Here is an 18,672-nt window from a genome sequence, read left to right on the forward strand (position 1 = left end):
TAAGGACACCGTGAAGACAAGCTGTGAACGAACGCTGAGGGAGTACGCATGAAGGCCAATCGGAAGCTCTGGGTTGCGGCGACGGTCTGTGTGGCCGTGGTCTCGGGTGTCACGGGCTGCTCCCAGGGCGACGACAAGGCCGCGGACCCGTTCGCGGGCCTCACCGCCGACGCCATCGCCGACAAGGCCGTCGCCACCACGAAGGCGGCCACCGCCTTCCACATGAACGGCACCGGCAAGACCGACGGCGAGGAGATGACCGTCGATCTCTCCGTCGACAGCAAGGGCTCCTGCAAGGGCACGATGCAGAGCGCCAAGGGCGGCAAGGCCGAGATGCTCGGCACCGGCGGCGTCAGCTACATGAAGGGCGACGACGCCTTCTGGAGCTCCACCACCGGCGAGGAGGGCGGCTCGTCCGAGGAGGCCGGCGCCATGACCGCGCTCCTCAAGGGCCGCTGGATGAAGATGCCGGCCGGCGGCGAGGGCGGCCCCGACGCCTTCTGCGACCTCAAGACCATCATCAAGGACATGGACGAGGAGACGCCGCGCAAGGGCCTGACCCGCGGCGCCGACGCGGACGTCGAGGGCACGCCCGCCGTCGTCCTCACGGGCAAGGGCACGAAGGGCGAGACCACGACCTTCTACGTGGCCAAGGACGCCGCCAAGCCGTACGTCCTCCGGGTCGTGGAGGCCGGCGGCGAGGAGCCCGGCACGGTCACCTTCACCGACTACGAGAAGCCGGTCACGGTCACCGCGCCCCCGGCCGACCAGGTCGTCGACATGGCGCAGCTCGCCGGCGCGTCCTGACCCGCACCACCCCTCCCCACGCGCGCACCACCCCGCCCGGTCGCGGGCACGCGCGCGTGGGGCCACCCTGGTGGACAGGGGCCGGGGCTCGGGAACCCGCGAGGAGGCTCGCATGGCGTCGCACCGAAAGCTCCGTACCGCGGCCGTGATCTGCGCCGCCGTGGTCGTCGCCGGCCCCGCGCCCGCGGTGGCCTGGGCGGCTGTCCCGGCGGCACCGGCGGGGATCACGGCCCCCTCTCCCTCCCCTGACCCCTTCGCGAAGCTCACGCCCGACGAGATCGGCGAGCGGGCGGTCACCGCCACCCAGTCCGCGACCTCGCTCCGCATGGCGGGCCGGGTCGCCGCCGACGGGCAGCCGCTCGACATCGAATTCGCCGTCAACGACCGCGACGAGTGCACCGGCGTGATGAAGATCGACGGCGGCACCGCCGAACTGCGCCGCGTCGACGACATCACGTACATGAAGGGCGACGAGGCCTTCTGGCGCGTCTCCATGGCCTCCCAGGGCATGCCCGAGGCCCAGATCGACGCCACGATCGAGCTCGTCAAGGGCCGCTGGCTGAAGATCGCCCCGGGACAGGCCGGCTCCGCGGACCTCGGGGGCGTCTGCGACCTGAAGGGACTCCTCGCCGACCTCGACAAGGACCCGGCGGAGCGCGGCGGCCTGACGCGCGGGCCGGACGGTGAGGTGGACGGCACCCCCGTCGCCACCCTGTCGAAGAAGAAGGCCGGCGGTGGGACGACCACCGTCTCCGTCTCCCAGGAGGGCAAGCCCTACATCCTCAAGATGGTCAGGACCGGCGGCGACGAACCCGGCTCCATGGTGTTCTCGGACTACGACAAGCCCGTCGACGTGGTCGTCCCGCCCGCCTCCGAGACGGTGGACCTCTCCAAGCTGGACCAGGGCACGCGCGCGTGACGGGGGTGCGGGAGGCCCGGTGAGCACCGGCCGGGGCCGCACTGTCAGTCGGTCGCGTTAGCCTCTTTGAGGTGACCGCACACCTCACCGACCCCGAGCAGCTCAAGGAGCTCCTCGGCATCCCGTTCACCCCGGAGCAGACGGCCTGCATCACCGCGCCGCTCGCTCCGCAGGTCGTCGTGGCCGGAGCCGGCTCCGGCAAGACGACGGTGATGGCCGCCCGCGTGGTCTGGCTGGTCGGCACGGGACAGGTCGCCCCCGAGCAGGTCCTCGGCCTCACCTTCACCAACAAGGCCGCGGGCGAACTCGCCGAGCGCGTCCGCACCGCCCTCGTCCGCGCCGGGGTCACCGACCCCGACGTCATCGACCCGGACGAGCCCCCCGGCGAGCCCCGCATCTCCACGTACCACGCCTTCGCCGGGCAGCTCCTCACCGACCACGGCCTCCGCATCGGCCTGGAGCCCACCTCCCGGCTCCTCGCCGACGCCACCCGCTACCAGCTCGCCGCGCGCGTGCTCCGCGAGGCCCCCGGCCCGTACCCGGCGCTGACCAAGTCCTTCCCGACCCTCGTCACCGACCTCCTCGCCCTCGACGGCGAGCTCGCCGAGCACCTCGTACGGCCCCAGGACCTCGGCGCGTACGACTCCGAGCTCCTCAGCGCGCTCGCCGGCGCCAAGCTCAGCAACGCCGAGCTGCGCAAGATCCCCGAGGCCACCGCCGCCCGCCGCGAGCTCCTCGACCTCGTCGTCCGCTACCGCGCCGCCAAGCGCTCCCGCGACCTCCTCGACTTCGGCGACCAGATCGCCCTCTCCGCCGAGCTCGCCACCACCCGGCCCGAGGTCGGCGGCCTGTTGCGGGACGAGTTCCGGGTCGTCCTCCTCGACGAGTACCAGGACACCTCCGTCGCCCAGCGGCTGCTGCTCTCCGGCCTCTTCGGCCACGGCACCGGCCACGCGGTGACCGCCGTCGGCGACCCCTGCCAGGCCATCTACGGCTGGCGCGGCGCCTCCGTCGCCAACCTCGACGACTTCCCCGAGCACTTCCCGGGCGCCGACGGCAGCCCCGCGAGCCGCTACTCGCTCTCCGAGAACCGGCGCAGCGGAGGCCGCCTCCTCGACCTCGCCAACCGCCTCGCCGCCCCCCTGCGCGCCATGCACGCGGGCGTGGAGGCGCTACGCCCCGCGCCCGGCGCGGAGCAGGACGGCAGCGTCCGCATCGCCCTGCTGCCCACCCACGCCGAGGAGATCGACTGGCTGGCCGACTCCCTCGCCCACCTCGTCCGCACCGGCCGCGAGCCCGGCGAGATCGCCGTCCTGTGCCGTACGGCCACCGACTTCCCCGCGATCCACGCCGCCCTCGTCGCCCGGGACGTGCCCGTCGAGGTCGTCGGCCTCTCCGGCCTCCTCCACCTGCCCGAGATCGCCGACCTCGTCGCCGTCTGCGAGGTCCTCCAGGACCCGGGGGCCAACGCCTCCCTGGTCCGCCTCCTCACCGGCCCCCGTTGGCGCATCGGCCCCCGCGACCTGGCTCTCCTCGGCCGCCGCGCCCGCCTCCTCGTCCACCGCGGCGGCGACGACCCGGACCCCGAGCAGCGGCTGGCCGCCGCCGTCGAGGGCGTCGACCCGGCGGAGGTGATCTCGCTCGCGGACGCGCTCGACACCTTCCTGGACTCAGGCGGCGCCTCCGACGACGGACTGCCCTTCTCCGCCGAGGCCAGGGTCCGTTTCGCGCGCCTCGCCGCCGAGCTGCGCGCCCTGCGCACCTCGCTCGCCGACCCGCTCATGGACGTCCTGCACCGGATACTCACCGCGACCGGCCTGGAGGTCGAGCTCTCGGCCTCCCCGCACGCGCTGGCCGCCCGCCGCCGCGAGACCCTCTCGAACTTCCTGGACATCGCCGCCGGGTTCGCCTCCCTCGACGGCGAGGCGAGCCTGCTCGCCTTCCTCGGCTTCCTGCGCACGGCCGTCCAGTTCGAGAAGGGCCTCGACAACGCCCTGCCGGGCGGCGAGAACACGGTGAAGGTCCTCACCGCCCACAAGTCCAAGGGCCTGGAGTGGGACGTCGTCGCCGTCCCCGGCCTGGTCGCGGGCGCGTTCCCGAGCGCCCGCGCCCGCGAGGCGTGGACGTCCCAGCCCCAGGTGCTGCCGCACGCCCTGCGCGGCGACGCGGACACGCTGCCGGGCATCGACACCTGGGACGCCAAGTCCCTCACCTCGTTCAAGAACGCCATGCGGGACCACCAGCACACGGAGGAGCTCCGCCTCGGCTACGTCACCTTCACGCGCCCCCGCTCCCTCCTCCTCGGCTCGGCCCACTGGTGGGGCCCGTCCCAGAAGAAGCCCCGGGGCCCCTCGGACTTCCTCCAGGCCCTGTACGAGCACTGCGAGGCGGGCCACGGCGACATCGAGGCCTGGGCGGAAGCCCCGGAGGAGGACGCGGAAAACCCGTCCCTGACGGACAACACGAACGACGAGGCCTGGCCCTTGCCGCTGGACGGCGAGGCGCTGACACGGCGCCGCGCCGCCGCGGAGGCCGTGAGGACCCGGCTGTGGGCATACGTTCCGCAGGGCTCGGGGCACCTCCCAGGCGAAGCCCTGGGGGAGGGTGGGCACCACCCCCCGAGCGCAGCGCCCAACCGCACGGCCCCGCACCCCGAGGACCTCTGGCCCGACGACGAGGAACCCCTCTGGGACGAGGAAACCCTCCCCGAGGACACCCACGCGGACGCGGTCCCGGCCCCGAGGGAGCCCGAGGCCCCGCCCTCGGAGCCGTACATCGAACTCACCTCCGAGGACGCCAGGACCATCGCCTCCTGGGACCGCGACCTCACCGCCCTCACCACCGAACTCCGCCGCGCCCGCGCGACCACCAGAGACGTCCTCCTGCCCCCGTACCTCTCCGCCTCCCAGGTCCTCCGCCTCGCCGCCGACCCCGACGGCTTCGCCCAGGACCTGGCCCGCCCCATGCCCAAGCCGCCGCAGCCCGCGGCCCGCCGGGGCACCCGCTTCCACGCGTGGGTGGAGTCCCGCTTCGAGGAGCTGCCGCTGCCGTTCCTCGGCCCGGAGGAGCTGCCCGGCGGCGAGGAGTTCGCGGGAGAGCCCGAGATACTCGACGAGCGGGACCTCGACGTCCTCAAGGAGGCCTTCGCCCGCACCCCGTACGCCCACCGCTCCCCGTACCGCGTCGAGGTCCCCGTCCACCTCACCCTCGCGGGCCGGGTCGTCCGGGGCCGGATCGACGCCGTCTACCGGGACCGGGACACCGGCGCGTACGAGATCGTCGACTGGAAGACCAGCCACCACCGCACCGCCGACCCCCTCCAGCTCGCGATCTACCGGCTCGCCTGGGCCGAGCAGCACGGCATCGCGCCCGACGACGTCGCGGCCGCCTTCGTCTACGTCCGTACGGGTGAGGTCGCCCGCCCCGCCCGACTGCCCGGCCGTGCCGAGCTGGAGGCCATCCTGCTGGGCGGGGCACCCCCCGGCGCCGGATAGGCTCGGAGGCATGAGCGAGACCCCGGACAGCGTCGTCCACGCCGTGCGTACGTACATCGAGCAGCACCGCGCCACCTTCCTCGGCGACCTCGCCGAGTGGCTGCGCATCCCCTCGGTCTCGGCGCAGCCGGACCGGGCCGGGGACGTCCGGCGCAGCGCCGAGTGGCTCGCCGCCAAGCTCACGGAGACCGGCTTCACCACGGTCGAGGTGTGGGAGACGGACGGCGCCCCCGCGGTCTTCGCCGAGTGGCCCTCCGAGGACCCGGACGCCCCGACGGTCCTCGTCTACGGCCACCACGACGTGCAGCCCGCGGCCCGTGAGGACGGCTGGCGGACGGACCCCTTCGAGCCGACGGTGATCGACGGCCGGATGTACGCGCGGGGCGCCGCCGACGACAAGGGCCAGGTGTTCTTCCACACACTCGGCGTCCGCGCCCACCTCGCCGCCACCGGCCGCACCACCCCCGCCGTCCACCTGAAGCTGATCGTGGAGGGCGAGGAGGAGTCGGGCTCGCCGCACTTCCGCGAGCTCGTCGAGGCCCACGCCGAGCGGCTCGCCGCCGACGCCGTGATCGTCTCCGACACCGGCATGTGGTCCGAGACGACCCCCACCGTGTGCACCGGCATGCGCGGGGTCGCCGACTGCGAGATCGAGCTGTACGGCCCCGACCAGGACATCCACTCCGGCTCCTTCGGCGGCGCCGTGCCGAACCCGGCCACCGTCGCGGGCCGGATCGTCGCCGCCCTGCACGACGAGACCGAGCGCGTCGCGATCCCCGGCTTCTACGAGGGCGTCACCGAGCTCTCCGACACCGAGCGCGCCCTCGTCGCCGAGCTCCCCTTCGACGAGGCCGCCTGGCTGCGTACGGCCAAGTCCCACGGCACGCTCGGCGAGGCCGGCTTCTCCACCCTGGAGCGGGTCTGGGCCCGCCCCACCGCCGAGGTCAACGGCATCGGCGGCGGCTACCAGGGCCCCGGCGGCAAGACGATCGTCCCCGCGTCCGCCCAGCTCAAGCTGTCCTTCCGGCTCGTCGCCGGCCAGGACCCGGCCAAGATCGAGCTCGCCGTACGTGACTGGCTCGCCGGGCTCGTCCCCGCCGGCATCCGGTACGAGATCGTCTTCGGCGCCCCGACCCGCCCCTGCCTCACCCCCCTCGGCCACCCCGCCCTCAAGGCGGTGGCCGGGGCCATGAGCCGGGCCTTCGACGGCGCCAAGGTCCGCTACACCCGTGAGGGCGGCTCGGGACCGGCCGCCGACCTCCAGGACGTCCTGGAGGCGCCCGTACTGTTCCTGGGCATCTCCGTCCCGTCCGACGGCTGGCACGCCCCCGACGAGAAGATCGAGCTCGATCTCCTCATGAAGGGCGTCGAGACCACGGCTCACCTGTGGGGCGACCTGCCCGCCGCCCTGGGGCCCGTCCGGCAAGCCGCCGCGAGCTGAGAAACCCACACACCGATCAGGGGGAGTTGGAAGCACCTGTGAGCACCTTGAACCACGCGTCAACGGAACGGCCGGACCGTCCGATCTCGCTGACCGCACCGAGCGGCATCGACCGGGCCGCCCACCACCGCCTCGACGAGGCGTGGCTGGCGGCGGCCTGGAGCCACCCCACGACCCGCGTCTTCGTGGTCTCCGAGGGCCAGGTGCTGATCGACGACCTGCCCGACGGCACCACCGAGCTCGTCATGACCCCGGCGTTCGAGGCCCCGGTCACCGAGACCCACCGCTACTTCCTCGGCACCGACGCCGAAGGCGTCTCGTACTTCGCGCTCCAGAAGGACTCGCTGCCCGGCCGCATGGACCAGTCCGCCCGGCCCGCGGGGCTGCGCGAGGCGGGCATGCTGCTCTCGGACCGGGACGCGGGCCTCATGGTGCACGCCGTCGCCCTGGAGAACTGGCAGCGCCTCCACCGCTTCTGCTCGCGCTGCGGCGAGCGCACGGTCATCGCCGCCGCCGGGCACATCCGCCGCTGCCAGGCCTGCGGCGCCGAGCACTACCCGCGTACCGACCCGGCCGTGATCATGGCGGTCACGGACGACCAGGACCGCATCCTCCTGGGCCGCCAGGTCCACTGGCCGGAGGGCCGCTTCTCGACCCTCGCCGGCTTCGTCGAGCCCGGCGAGTCCATCGAGCAGTCGGTCGTCCGCGAGGTCTTCGAGGAGGCCGGCGTCACGGTCGGCGAGGTCGAGTACGTCGCCAGCCAGCCCTGGCCGTTCCCGTCCAGCCTCATGCTGGGCTTCTTCGCCCGCGCCACATCATCGGAGATCGACGTGGACGGCGAGGAGATCCACGAGGCCCGCTGGTTCTCCCGCGAGGACCTCGCGGCCGGCTTCGAGTCCGGCGATGTGCTGCCCCCGTACGGCATCTCGATCGCCTCCCGCCTGATCGAGCTCTGGTACGGCAAGCCGCTCCCGAAGCCGGGCGACGTGGTCTGAGGAACGCGGAACCCCCGACCGGAGGGCTTCTCCGATCGGGGGTCCTGAGCTTCGGGGCCGTGACCCGCGGGGCTGTGACTCGCGGGGCCGTGACTCGCGAGGCCCTGATGCGCGGGGTCAGGCGCCGAGCGCCTGCTTCACCTGCGCGAGGCTCGGGTTCGTCATGACGACCTCGTCGCCGCCGGCGACGGGAACGATGCGGACGGTCGGGACGGTCTGGTTGCCCCCGTTGGCCTTCTCGACGTACGCGGCCGACTCCGGGTCCTGCTCGATGTTGATCTCCGAGTACGCGATGCCCTCGCGGTCCATCTGGCTCTTCAGCCGACGGCAGTAGCCGCACCACGTGGTGCTGTACATCGTCACAGTGCCCTGCATGGCCTGGCGCTCCTCTGGTTCGCTGACGGGTGCCGAGAAGAAGAACGTACGCCCCGACCGTCCCATTCCCGGAATTCGTATGACCGGTGCCGACCGCCTGTGGACGAGCCGCCGCACCGAGCTCGCCGGACCTGGCAGCATGGACAGGTGACAGCAGCAACGCACTCCACTCTCTTCCCGCAGGTCCCGGAGACGGCAGACGCGGTGCTCGACGGGCTCGACCCCGAGCAGCGCGAGGTCGCGCTCGCCCTGAGCGGCCCGGTGTGCGTGCTGGCGGGAGCCGGCACGGGCAAGACGCGCGCCATCACCCACCGGATCGCGTACGGGGTGCGGGCGGGCATACTCCAGCCCGCCAGTGTGCTGGCCGTCACGTTCACCAACCGCGCGGCGGGCGAGATGCGCGGCCGGCTCCGGCAGCTCGGCGCGGGCGGCGTCCAGGCCCGGACGTTCCACTCCGCGGCCCTCCGTCAGCTCCAGTTCTTCTGGCCGAAGGCCGTCGGCGGCGACATGCCCCGACTCCTGGAGCGGAAGATCCAGCTCGTCGCCGACGCCGCGGCCCGCTGCCGCATCCGGCTCGACCGGAACGAGCTGCGCGACGTCACGAGCGAGATCGAATGGGCCAAGGTCACCCAGACGGTCCCCGCGGACTATCCGGCCGCGGTCGCCAAGTCCGTCAGGGAAGCCCCGCGCGACCCGGCCGAGATCAGCCAGATCTACGCCCTGTACGAGCAGCTCAAGCGCGACCGCTCGGTGATCGACTTCGAGGACGTGCTGCTGCTCACCGTCGGCATCCTCCAGGACCGCCACGACATCGCGGACCAGATCCGCCGCCAGTACCAGCACTTCGTCGTGGACGAGTACCAGGACGTCTCCCCGCTCCAGCAGCGCCTGCTCGACCTGTGGCTCGGCGACCGTGACAACCTCTGCGTCGTCGGCGACGCCAGCCAGACCATCTACTCGTTCACCGGTGCCACCCCCGATCACCTGCTGAACTTCCGCAACCGTCATCCGAACGCCACGGTGGTCAAGCTCGTCCGCGACTACCGCTCCACCCCGCAGGTCGTCCACCTCGCCAACGGACTGCTCAGCCAGGCGAGCGGCCGGGCCGCCGAGCACCGCCTGGAGCTGATCTCCCAGCGCGACCCGGGCCCCGAGCCCGTCTACACGGAGTACGCCGACGAACCGGCAGAGGCCGAGGGCACCGCCCGACGCATCCGGGACCTGGTTGCTGCCGGCGTCCCGGCCGGCGAGATCGCCGTCCTCTACCGGATCAACGCCCAGTCGGAGGTCTACGAGCAGGCCCTCGCCGACGCCGGAGTGCCCTACCAGCTCCGCGGCGCCGAGCGCTTCTTCGAGCGCCAGGAGGTGCGGGAAGCGGGCATCGCCCTGCGCGGCGCCGCCCGCGCCGGGGGGAACGACTCCCTCCTCGACGATGCCGAGGACCTTCCCTCACAGGTCAGGGCCGTCCTCTCCACCAAGGGCTGGACCACCGAGCCGCCGTCCGGCTCCGGTGCGGTCCGCGACCGCTGGGAGTCGCTCGCCGCCCTCGTCCGGCTCGCCGAGGACTTCGCCCGCGCCAAGTCCGGGGCCACCCTCTCCGACCTGGTCGCCGAGCTCGACGAGCGGGCCGCCGCCCAGCACGCGCCGACCGTCCAGGGCGTCACGCTCGCCTCGCTGCACGCGGCCAAGGGCCTCGAATGGGACGCCGTGTTCCTGGTCGGCCTCACCGAGGGCATGATGCCCATCACCTACGCCAAGACCGACGAACAGGTCGAGGAGGAGCGCCGCCTGCTGTACGTCGGCGTCACCCGGGCCCGCCTGCACCTCTCGCTCTCCTGGGCGCTGTCCCGCGCCCCCGGCGGCCGCGCCTCCCGGCGCCCCACCCGCTTCCTCAAGGGGCTGCGGCCCGGCTCCGGCTCCCTCGGCTCCGTCGCCTCCGCCGCCGGCGGAGGCATCGAGCGGGGCATCGCGGCCGGCCGGCGCAAGCCGCGAGGCCCCGTGCTGTGCCGGGTCTGCGGAGCGACGCTCACCGAGGCGGGCGCGATGAAGCTCATGCGCTGCGAGGACTGCCCCTCGGACATGGACGAGGCGCTCTACGAGCGGCTCCGCGACTGGCGCGCCGACCAGGCGCGCGAGCTGGCCCAGCCCGCCTACTGCGTCTTCACCGACAAGACGCTCATGGCCATCGCCGAGCGCGTCCCGACCACCGACGGCGAGCTCTCCTCGATCTCCGGTGTCGGCATCCGCAAGCTCGACCGCTTCGGGGCCGACGTCCTGGCCATCTGCGCAGGTGGGGAAGGAGGCACGGGGGACTAGGAAGACTGAGGAAAACTCGTCGCGAAAATAGTTTGCGCCCGCCCCGTCAAGCGCCATAGGTTCTTAACCACGGACACGGCGGCTTCTTAGAAGCCCTGTCTTCGTGCTGTACTTGTCCACATACATATGAGGGTCCGGCTCACACCCGAGCCCTCCGAGACGCCGAGAGGAGGCGATTCCCCGTGATCAGCAACATCGAGACCAGCATCAACGGCTTCGTCAGCACCGCCAAAATGACCGATCGCGCGATCGTCTCCGCCTGCTCGCTCGGCCTCTCCGGCGCTGCGTTCCTTGGCAGCGGTCTGCCCGTCACCGGTCTGTCCGGTCTCGGCACGCCCGCCTTCGAGCGCAATGAGCGACCGACCAAGGCACTGGAAGCAGTAGCAGCAGGCAAGGCCACGGCCTATGCCTTCGCCGCGACCGGTGCCGGAATCCAGCAGCGGCAGACGACGACGCACCACCACATGATGTGGGCCTTCCGTGGGCTCGAACCCTGGAGTGATCCAGTCTGATCCATGATCAGACCGGCGCCTTCAGGGCCGCGGAACCCCACCCGGGATCCGCGGCCCTTCTGTTTGTCCCCGAACGGGGATGACGGAGCGAAGGGGCCTCGGGCAGCAACACCCGGTACCAGCCGAATCCCCGGCCCACCAGGCCGGAACGACCAGACGAGGAAAGACCACCGTGCAACTCGAAGCGCACGCCCCGTCCGTACCGCCTTCCGATTCGATCCCCCTGCCCGGCTCCACGGAGGACCAGACTTTGACCCCCCTCACCGCGCTCACCGCGCTCGACGACGCCATCGAGAACCTCGGCGTCCCCGTCCCCTGTCGTGCCTACGACCCCGAGGTCTTCTTCGCGGAGTCCCCGGCCGACGTCGAGTACGCGAAGTCCCTCTGCCGGACCTGCCCGCTCGTGACCGCCTGCCTGGCCGGCGCGCAGGAGCGGCGCGAGCCCTGGGGCGTCTGGGGTGGCGAGCTCTTCGTCCAGGGCGTCGTCGTAGCCCGGAAGCGGCCCCGTGGCCGTCCGCGCAAGAACCCGGTCGCGGCATGAACGTCACCGGAACCATCGACCGTCCCTCCACGCACGATCCCCAGAAGCAGGCCCCGATGATCTCCTCCGCCATCGAGCCCATCGGCTCCGCGACCCCCGACTTCTCCACCACCGCCGCGCACACCGCGCGTCAGAACAGGATCCGCGAAATGCAACTCATCCCAGAAGCCCTGGCTCGTGCTCATATGCACGATCGCCGGCGTGAGGCCGATGCGGAACGCCAGGCCGTGCGCCTGGTCGCCGCCCGGCGCATGCAGCGCCGCGCCGAGCGCGTCTCGCTGCGCGCCCGCCGCGCGCTGGCCATGGCCGTCATGAACTAAGGGGTTCCCACCCCGCGCCCTCCGGGGCGCGCCCGCGGGGGCCGGTCCGAACGGACCGGCCCCCGCGGTGCGTTGCCCGGGCCGAGGCGCCCCCGCCGGGCTATCGTCACGAGGATGAACGACGCCCGTACCCCCGAGGCACCCCTCGCCTGCGCGCGCTGCGGCAAGACCACCGACACCCTCCCGCTGACCTGGACGTGTTCGGTGGAGAACGGCCGGCGCGAGTACTTCTGCGAGGACTGCGCCCGCGCCCACATCCGCGCGATCGAGGGGCGGCTCGACTCCGCCTGGTGGTGACCCGGGCTCAGTCGGTGTCCGGCTCCACGAAGCCGGGCAGCCACTCCTCCAGTTCGTCCCGGAGCCGTACCGTCGCGTTGAGCTGGCACAGGACGCCGATGGTGCTCAATGTCACACGGTGTATCAACAGATACGAGGGCGGCAGGTTGAGCTGCTTGCCCAGCTGGTGCGCGGGCGAGCGGAGGTCGGCGATCCGGGCGGCCTGGGCGCGCAGCCAACCGCGCGTGAAGAGGTACGTCTCCGCCTCGGCCGGCTCGATGATCGGCAGCAGGTAGGCGAGGACCGCGTCCGGGTCGAGGGCGACGGACTCCTTGACGAACCCCTCCGCGCGGAGCAGTTCGTAGACGGTCTCGGCCTCACCGGCGAGCGCCATCCGCAGACAGACGCCGATCGTCTCCGGCAGCCCGCCGGGGAGCCGGTCCACGGTGCCGAAGTCGAGGACGCCGAGGCGCCAGCTCGCCGGATCATCGTCCCCCTCGGCGCCGGGCAGCAGCCGGAAGTTCCCCGGGTGCGGATCGGCGTGCAGCAGCCCGGTGCGCGCGGGACCGGAGAAGAGGAAGCGGGCCAGCAGCTGCCCCGCCCGGTCCCGCTGGGCCTCCGTGCCGTCCGCGATCACCTCGGAGAGCGGGATGCCGTCCATCCACTCGGTCACGAGGACCTGCTCCGACTGGTGCACCACGGCCGGTACGACGACGTCGGGATCGCCCGCGAACACCTCCGCATGCGCCTGCTGGGAGGCCGCCTCCAGGGCGTAGTCCAGCTCCTCGGAGACCCGGTCCCGCATCTCGGTGATCAGCGGCTTGATGTCCATCCCCGGGACGAGCGGCCCGAGGAGCCGGGCGAAGCGGCTCAGCTGGGTCAGGTCCGAGAGCAGTGCCTCCCCGGCGCCCGGGTACTGCACCTTCACCGCGACCTCGCGCCCGTCGTGCCAGACCGCCCGGTGCACCTGCCCGATCGAGGCGGCCGCCGCCGGCTTGTCCTCGAACTCCAGGAACAGCTCCCGCCAGTCCTCGCCGAGCCGCTCCTCCAGGACCGCGTGGACCGTGCTCGTCGGCATCGGCGGAGCCGCGTCCTGAAGCTTCGTCAGCGCCGCCCGGTACGGTCCGGCGACCTCCTCCGGAAGGGCCGACTCGAAGACGGACAGCGCCTGACCGAGTTTCATGGCCCCTCCCTTCAGCTCGCCGAGCACCTTGAACAGCTGCTCGGCCGTGCGCTGCTGGAGCTCCCGGGCGACCAGCTCGGCGGACTTGCCGCCGATCCGTTTGCCCAGCCCCCACGTGGCCCGCCCGGCGAAGCCGAGTGGCAACGCGGCCAACTTGGCGGTCCGGGTGACCGCCTTCCGGGGAAGATCAGACATGTGCCCCTCCAAATCCCAGACTGCCGTGTCGCGCAGGGCCGTTACCCCGCCATTGTGTCCTGCGTGCTTCCGGCTGCCGAGGCGCGCTCCCCTTCTCCGCCGCGCGCCGCCCCGCACGGGCAGTCCGGGTGCGGTCGCAGACGCTCCGTCCGCCACTCCAACAGGGGCAGTGACACCTCCCATCGGGCGCCCGTGCTCGCCGGGAGATCCCCGTCCAGGAAGGCGAGCGCGTGCGCGGCGGCGAGCCCCGCCACGGCCGTGGCCAGCGTCACATCGCAGGCGGGCAGCGGATGCGGGGCGCCCGAGCGCCACTGCGCGACGAGCCGGGGCCGGACGGGCTCCCGATCCGTCAGCTCCTCCTGGAGACAGCGGGCGCAGGCGGTCCCGCCCGGCAGGACGAGCGGCCCGACCGTCCCCGTCGCCTCCAGCACGCCCGCGTACAGATGAGGGGTCCCGGTGGCGATCCACGGTTCGGCCGGGATCGGGTCGGGGACGTACGCGCCGAGACCGTCCCGTGGTGTCACCACGACGAGTGACAGGCCGGGTGCGCCGCGGCCGTCACCCGGCGCGGACCCTCCGCCTCTTCCGGGACCGCCACGGGCCCAGCGGTTCACCAGGCGACGAGCCGCCGTGGCCCGCCGCTCGCCGACGGCCTCGGCCGGCAGTCCGCCCGGGGCGGACTCCCACGGCTCGACCCGGCCGGAGTCCAGCACCTCGACCGTGCCCACGCCCGCCGCGGACAGCAGCGCCGCCACCGTCGCCCCCACCCGCCCCGCACCCCGGACCTGGACGCGCAGGGCCCGCCGGGCGGTCAGCGTCCGCAGCGCCCGGTCCGGTTCGCGGTGGACGACGGAGAGCGAGGCCAGGTCGGCGCGGAGCGGGTCGAGCGCCGAGTCCACCGCGCCGGCACCGGGACCCGCCTTCCCCGGCCGCCCGGTCGAGGCGTCGGCGAGGAGCCCGGCCGCCGCCAGCCGCCCGAGGAACGCCTCCAGCCGTCCGTCCGGCAGTCCGAGCGCCCGCGCCTCCGCCCGCAGCAGCTCCGTCCCCCGGGTGCCGTCGAGCAGCGCGAGGAGCGACCCCGTGAGCGCGTCGACCGGGCTCATCACCACCGCGTGCGCGGGGGTGATGCCGAACTGGACGCACTGCAGACTCCGCCAGGCGCGTCGCAGCGCCGGTTTCACCATCGGATGCATTTCCCCGCCCCGTCCATGACCGCATTCAAGATCGACAACGGCTCTTCCGTCGTCCTGAAGCGAGAATGCCCCGCCGCCGTGACGGTCGCCGAAAGTTGTCCACAGCCCAGGGGGATTAGTCATTCAAATGGTGCGCGGAGGGGGCGGATCGTTCCCGAAACCCCTCCGGAGGGAGGACTTCCCCCGCCGCCGCCAGGTAACGTCGGGGCCGTGCCCGCCGACCCACAGCGCAGCGTGACCAGCAAGCCGCCCCGCGGCTCGGGGACGAGTGCGGTCGAGGTCCGCAGAAGCGCGCGGCGGAGCAGAACCGTCTCGGCCTACCGCGAGGGCGACCGGACCATCGTGCTCATCCCCGCCCGCATGTCGGAGGCGGAGGAGCAGCGCTGGGTCACCGTCATGCTGGACAAACTCGCCGCCCAGGAGAGCCGGAGCGTCCTCGGCGACCGCGAGCTCACCGAGCGGGCGCTGCGCCTTTCCGAGCAGTACTACGGCGGCCGGGCGCGCCCCGACTCGGTCCGCTGGGTCACCAACCAGAACACCCGCTGGGGCTCCTGCACCCCCTCCGAGGGCAGCATCCGCCTCTCCCACCGACTCCAGGGCATGCCCGAGTACGTCGTCGACTACGTCCTCCTGCACGAGCTGGCACATCTTCTCGTCCCCGGCCACGGACCGAGGTTCTGGCGGCTCCTGGAGGCGTACCCGCGCACCGAGCGCGCCCGCGGCTATCTGGAGGGCGTGGTGGCCGCCGAGCGGCTCCCACACCTCCCGGGTGCTCGCGAGGAGTGACACCGCCGATACCGGCAGCGTGCATGTTTCCCGATTCCGTACCGAAAACGACCTGCCCTGTCTCAATGTCGCACTCAGCCGTTAGCCTGGCGCGAGCATTCGCCATTCGGGATGGGGGACGGTCGTTACGCATGGCCAGGGAATTCCAACGCGGCCACAAGGCCAAGATCAGTGATCTGACCGCGGGAACCGATCTGTACGTAGGTGTGCAGATCTCGGCGCCCGGACTCAGCTTCGACATCAGCTGCTTCGGACTCGACGCGGAAGAGCGGCTCTCCGACGACCGCTACTTCGTCTTCTTCAACCAGCCGAAGTCGCCCGAGGAGTCCATCCAGCTGCTCGGGTCCCAGTCCGGTGACACCGAGTCCTTCCGCATCACCCTCGACCGCATCCCCGCACACATCCACAAGCTGTCGTTCACCGCGACGATCGACGGCGCCGGCCAGATGTCCCAGGTCGGCCCCGGCCACGTGCGGATCGTGGCGGGCGGCGAGGAAGTCGCCCGGTACGCCTTCACGGGCGCGGAGTTCTCCACCGAGCGCGCGGTGATGCTCGGCGACTTCTACCTCAAGGACGTCTGGCGGTTCGCCGCCGTCGGCCAGGGCTTCGACGGAGGCCTGGAGGCGCTCCTGCGGAACTTCGGCGGCGAGGTCGCCGAGGAGGAGCCCGCGGCGCCGCAGGCGCAGGCACCGGCAGCGGCCCCGGGGTTCGCCCCGCCGCAGCAGGCGACGGCGCCCCCGGGCTTCGGCGCGCCCACACCGGCGGCGCACCAGCCGCAGGCCCCCGCTCCCGCGTTCGGAGCCCCGCAGGCCCCGCCCGCGCCCGTCGCGCCCGCGCCGCCGCTCCACGCGGCGCCCACGATGGTGGCGCCCATGGCCCCCGCCCAGGTCCCGCCGCCCGCGCCGGCCCCCGCCCCGTACGGGCAGCCGCCGCAGTACGGCCAGGTCCCGGGTCAGGCACCCGGTCCGTACCCCGGCAGCCAGGGCCAGCCGCCCCAGCAGCCTCCGTACGGACAGGCGCCCCCCGGCCCCTACGGGCAGCAGCCGCAGTTCGGGCAGCAGCCCGCGGGTGCCCCGCAGGGCGTCCCGGCCGCCGGCGCGGGGCTCGCCGCCGCGCTCGCGCCGTACAAGGAGACCGCCACCGGCGCCCGCTGGACCCCGCAGAACCAGCAGCTCATGCGGGTCGACCTCGCCATGGGCGGCGTCCCCGTCCTCGCCCGGCAGGGCTCCATGGTCATGTACCAGGGCAAGGTCGACTTCTCCCACAAGGGCGCGGGCTTCGCCGGCCGGATCGTCGGCAACGCCACCGGCCAGGAGATGCAGCTGATGCGGTGCACCGGCCGCGGCCAGGTCTTCCTCGCCGAGGAAGGCGCCCATCTGCACCCGATCGAGCTCCAGGGCGACGGCATCTGCGTCTCCGCGGAGAACGTCCTCGCGTTCGACGAGTCCCTGCAGTACGAGGTCCGCCGCATCGAGGGACACGGCATCCCCGGCGGAGCCCTGTTCACGATGCAGTTCCAGGGCACCGGCACGGTCGTCGTGAAGACCCACGGCATCCCCGTGGTCCTGCCCGTCACGCCGACCACCTTCGCCGACTGCAACGCCGTCGTCGCCTGGTCGTCCGCGTCCCAGGTCATCCTCTCCAGCCAGGTGCGGCTCCGCCGCAACGCCTACCCGGGCCACAGCGGAGAGACCGTGAACCTCCAGTTCCGGGGAGCCCCCGGCAACTTCATCGTCGTCCAGCCCTACGAGGTCTGAGGGAGCCCGAAGTCATGAACCAGCAACTCGCGGGCTACGCCCCGACCCCCGTCGCGGCCCGGATGGAGAACCACGGCCGCACCATGCTGAAGGTCGCCATGGCATCCGGCCAGGACCTGTACGCCAGGACCGGCGCGATGGTCGCCTACGAGGGCTTCATCACCTACGAGCCCAACCCGCCCGCCGTCCGCCAGGTCGCCAAGGAGTGGGCCACGGGCGAGGGCACGCCGATCATGAAGTGCTCCGGCGACGGACTGCTCTACCTCGCCGACTACGGCGCCGACGTCGTCGTGATCAACCTCCAGAACGACTCCCTGTCGGTCAACGGCACCAACCTGCTCGCCTTCGACGCCCACCTCCAGTGGGGCGTCGAGCGGGTCAAGGGACTCGCCAAGTTCGCCGGCCAGGGCCTGTTCAACGTGGAGATCGCCGGTACGGGCTGGGTCGCGCTCACCTCGCGCGGCACCCCGATCGTCGTCGACTGCGGTCGCGGCGAGGACGAGACCTACGTCGACCCCGACGCGCTCGTCGCCTGGTCACCGTCGCTCAAGGTCAAGGGCAAGCGCAGCTTCAAGGCCTCCTCCCTCATCGGTCGGGGCAGCGGCGAGGCCATGCAGATGGCCTTCTCTGGCCAGGGCATCGTCGTCGTACAGCCGAGCGAGGACAGCACCGACCGCCTTCGGGTCCGGGGCTGAGGGGGAGCGAGAACACACCATGCAGAGCCCGCTTTTCAACCACGCCGAACAGCAGAGCCAGGAGCGGTACGTCATCCAGAACCCGCAGCTCCTGCGGGTCAGCCTCACCGGGCAGGACGACATCCTCGCCCGCAAGGGCGCCATGGTCGCGTACCAGGGGCTCGTCGACTTCGACGGCGAGTACCAGACCCCTAACCAGCGCCGGGCCCGCGCCCGCACGGGCGAGGGCCTCGACCTGATGCGCTGCTCCGGCCAGGGCACGGTCTACTTCGCCAACCTCGCGCAGTACGTCCACGTCGTCGAGGTCGACCAGGAGGGCCTGACCGTCGACAGCGCCTACGTCCTGGCGCTCGACTCGACCCTCCACACCGAGGTCATCGCCGTCGACAGCCAGTACGGCATCTCCGGCTCCGGCAAGTACCAGCTCAACATCTCCGGCCGCGGCAAGGTCGCCCTCATGACCTCGGGCCAGCCGCTGATGATGCAGGTCACGCCCGAGAAGTACGTCAGCGTCGACGCGGACGCGATCGTCGCCTGGTCCACCGGGCTGCGCGTCCAGATGCAGGCACAGACGCACAGCTCCAGCGTCCGCAGCCGCCGCGGCAACACGGGCGAGGGCTGGGAGCTCAGCTTCCTCGGCCAGGGCTTCGCGCTCGTCCAGCCCAGCGAGGTCATGCCCCCGCAGAACGCGGCCATCGGCCAGGGCATCGCCGCCCAGTTCGGCGCGGGCCAGCAGGGCGCCCACGCGCAGAACCAGAACAACGCCTGGAACTGACCACAGCGCGTACGTGTGAGGGGGGGGGGGCCCGGGGCCCCCCCCCCCCAACAACGACCAAAATGAAACCGGGCCCCCGCGCGGCGGGGAGC

General features: G+C 72.5%; 18 protein-coding genes. 15 read left to right on the top strand and 3 right to left on the bottom strand.

From position 1 onward, the window contains the following. Positions 1–48 precede the first annotated feature (48 nt). The 5 genes from ACWFR1_RS22330 to nudC all read left to right on the top strand — a co-directional run bounded on the left by ACWFR1_RS22330 (position 49) and on the right by nudC (position 7,656). Entirely contained in the window at positions 49–807 is a 759-nt protein-coding gene (locus tag ACWFR1_RS22330) for a hypothetical protein (protein ID WP_453553767.1), read from the top strand. 112 nt (positions 808–919) lie between these two features. Then, the gene (locus ACWFR1_RS22335; protein ID WP_453553769.1) at positions 920–1,726 is read left to right on the top strand and encodes a hypothetical protein; all 807 of its coding nucleotides are present in this window, start codon (positions 920–922) and stop codon (positions 1,724–1,726) included. A gap of 71 nt (positions 1,727–1,797) precedes the next feature. After that, on the top strand, positions 1,798–5,220 hold the full coding sequence (locus ACWFR1_RS22340) for a UvrD-helicase domain-containing protein (RefSeq protein ID WP_453553771.1): 3,423 nt from the start codon (positions 1,798–1,800) through the stop codon (positions 5,218–5,220). 10 nt (positions 5,221–5,230) lie between these two features. Further along, positions 5,231–6,661, top strand: coding sequence for a dipeptidase (locus ACWFR1_RS22345; protein WP_453553773.1), 1,431 nt, complete (start codon positions 5,231–5,233; stop codon positions 6,659–6,661). A gap of 38 nt (positions 6,662–6,699) precedes the next feature. Next, positions 6,700–7,656, top strand: a complete 957-nt coding sequence (gene nudC / locus ACWFR1_RS22350) for an NAD(+) diphosphatase (RefSeq protein WP_453553775.1) — start codon at positions 6,700–6,702, stop codon at positions 7,654–7,656. 117 nt (positions 7,657–7,773) lie between these two features. Here the strand turns inward: nudC and ACWFR1_RS22355 are convergent, their stop codons facing one another. Next, positions 7,774–8,031: a mycoredoxin gene (locus ACWFR1_RS22355; protein ID WP_317598921.1), complete on the bottom strand. Its 258-nt coding sequence runs from the start codon at positions 8,029–8,031 to the stop codon at positions 7,774–7,776. Between ACWFR1_RS22355 and ACWFR1_RS22360 the strand changes: the two genes are divergently transcribed. The 6 genes from ACWFR1_RS22360 (at position 8,030) to ACWFR1_RS22385 (ending at position 12,017) form a co-directional block, all read left to right on the top strand. Beyond that, a complete protein-coding gene (locus tag ACWFR1_RS22360; RefSeq protein ID WP_453553777.1) occupies positions 8,030–8,182 on the top strand; it encodes a hypothetical protein in 153 nt (50 codons plus the stop codon). The genes ACWFR1_RS22355 and ACWFR1_RS22360 overlap by 2 nt on opposite strands. After that, a complete protein-coding gene (locus ACWFR1_RS22365; protein WP_453553779.1) occupies positions 8,179–10,347 on the top strand; it encodes an ATP-dependent DNA helicase UvrD2 in 2,169 nt (722 codons plus the stop codon). Before ACWFR1_RS22360 ends, ACWFR1_RS22365 begins: the two co-directional genes overlap by 4 nt. Before the next feature lie 233 nt (positions 10,348–10,580). Further along, on the top strand, positions 10,581–10,859 hold the full coding sequence (locus ACWFR1_RS22370) for a hypothetical protein (protein ID WP_453553818.1): 279 nt from the start codon (positions 10,581–10,583) through the stop codon (positions 10,857–10,859). Between the two features lie 172 nt (positions 10,860–11,031). Further along, on the top strand, positions 11,032–11,400 hold the full coding sequence (locus ACWFR1_RS22375; protein ID WP_453553781.1) for a WhiB family transcriptional regulator: 369 nt from the start codon (positions 11,032–11,034) through the stop codon (positions 11,398–11,400). Then, positions 11,397–11,720, top strand: coding sequence for a hypothetical protein (locus ACWFR1_RS22380; RefSeq protein ID WP_453553783.1), 324 nt, complete (start codon positions 11,397–11,399; stop codon positions 11,718–11,720). Before ACWFR1_RS22375 ends, ACWFR1_RS22380 begins: the two co-directional genes overlap by 4 nt. A gap of 114 nt (positions 11,721–11,834) precedes the next feature. Beyond that, positions 11,835–12,017 carry a hypothetical protein gene (locus ACWFR1_RS22385; protein ID WP_125745537.1) on the top strand — a complete coding sequence of 61 codons (183 nt, stop codon included), beginning with the start codon at positions 11,835–11,837 and terminating at the stop codon, positions 12,015–12,017. A 7-nt stretch (positions 12,018–12,024) separates the two neighbouring features. Here ACWFR1_RS22385 and ACWFR1_RS22390 read toward each other — a convergent pair whose 3' ends face one another. Continuing rightward, positions 12,025–13,374, bottom strand: a complete 1,350-nt coding sequence (locus tag ACWFR1_RS22390; RefSeq protein ID WP_453553785.1) for an ABC1 kinase family protein — start codon at positions 13,372–13,374, stop codon at positions 12,025–12,027. Between the two features lie 41 nt (positions 13,375–13,415). Further along, positions 13,416–14,567, bottom strand: a complete 1,152-nt coding sequence (locus ACWFR1_RS22395) for a TOMM precursor leader peptide-binding protein (protein ID WP_453553787.1) — start codon at positions 14,565–14,567, stop codon at positions 13,416–13,418. Between the two features lie 210 nt (positions 14,568–14,777). Between ACWFR1_RS22395 and ACWFR1_RS22400 the strand changes: the two genes are divergently transcribed. From ACWFR1_RS22400 to ACWFR1_RS22415, 4 genes are all read left to right on the top strand, one after another. Next, positions 14,778–15,353 (top strand): M48 metallopeptidase family protein, encoded by a 576-nt coding sequence (locus tag ACWFR1_RS22400; protein WP_453553789.1) that lies wholly within the window; start codon positions 14,778–14,780, stop codon positions 15,351–15,353. 131 nt (positions 15,354–15,484) lie between these two features. Further along, positions 15,485–17,110 carry a TerD family protein gene (locus tag ACWFR1_RS22405; protein WP_453553791.1) on the top strand — a complete coding sequence of 542 codons (1,626 nt, stop codon included), beginning with the start codon at positions 15,485–15,487 and terminating at the stop codon, positions 17,108–17,110. A gap of 14 nt (positions 17,111–17,124) precedes the next feature. Beyond that, a complete protein-coding gene (locus ACWFR1_RS22410; protein ID WP_453553793.1) occupies positions 17,125–17,805 on the top strand; it encodes an AIM24 family protein in 681 nt (226 codons plus the stop codon). Positions 17,806–17,824: 19 nt separating this feature from the next. Continuing rightward, positions 17,825–18,580, top strand: a complete 756-nt coding sequence (locus tag ACWFR1_RS22415) for an AIM24 family protein (protein WP_453553795.1) — start codon at positions 17,825–17,827, stop codon at positions 18,578–18,580. Positions 18,581–18,672 lie beyond the last annotated feature (92 nt).

The sequence above is a fragment of the Streptomyces sp. NPDC055103 genome, from assembly GCF_053607625.1.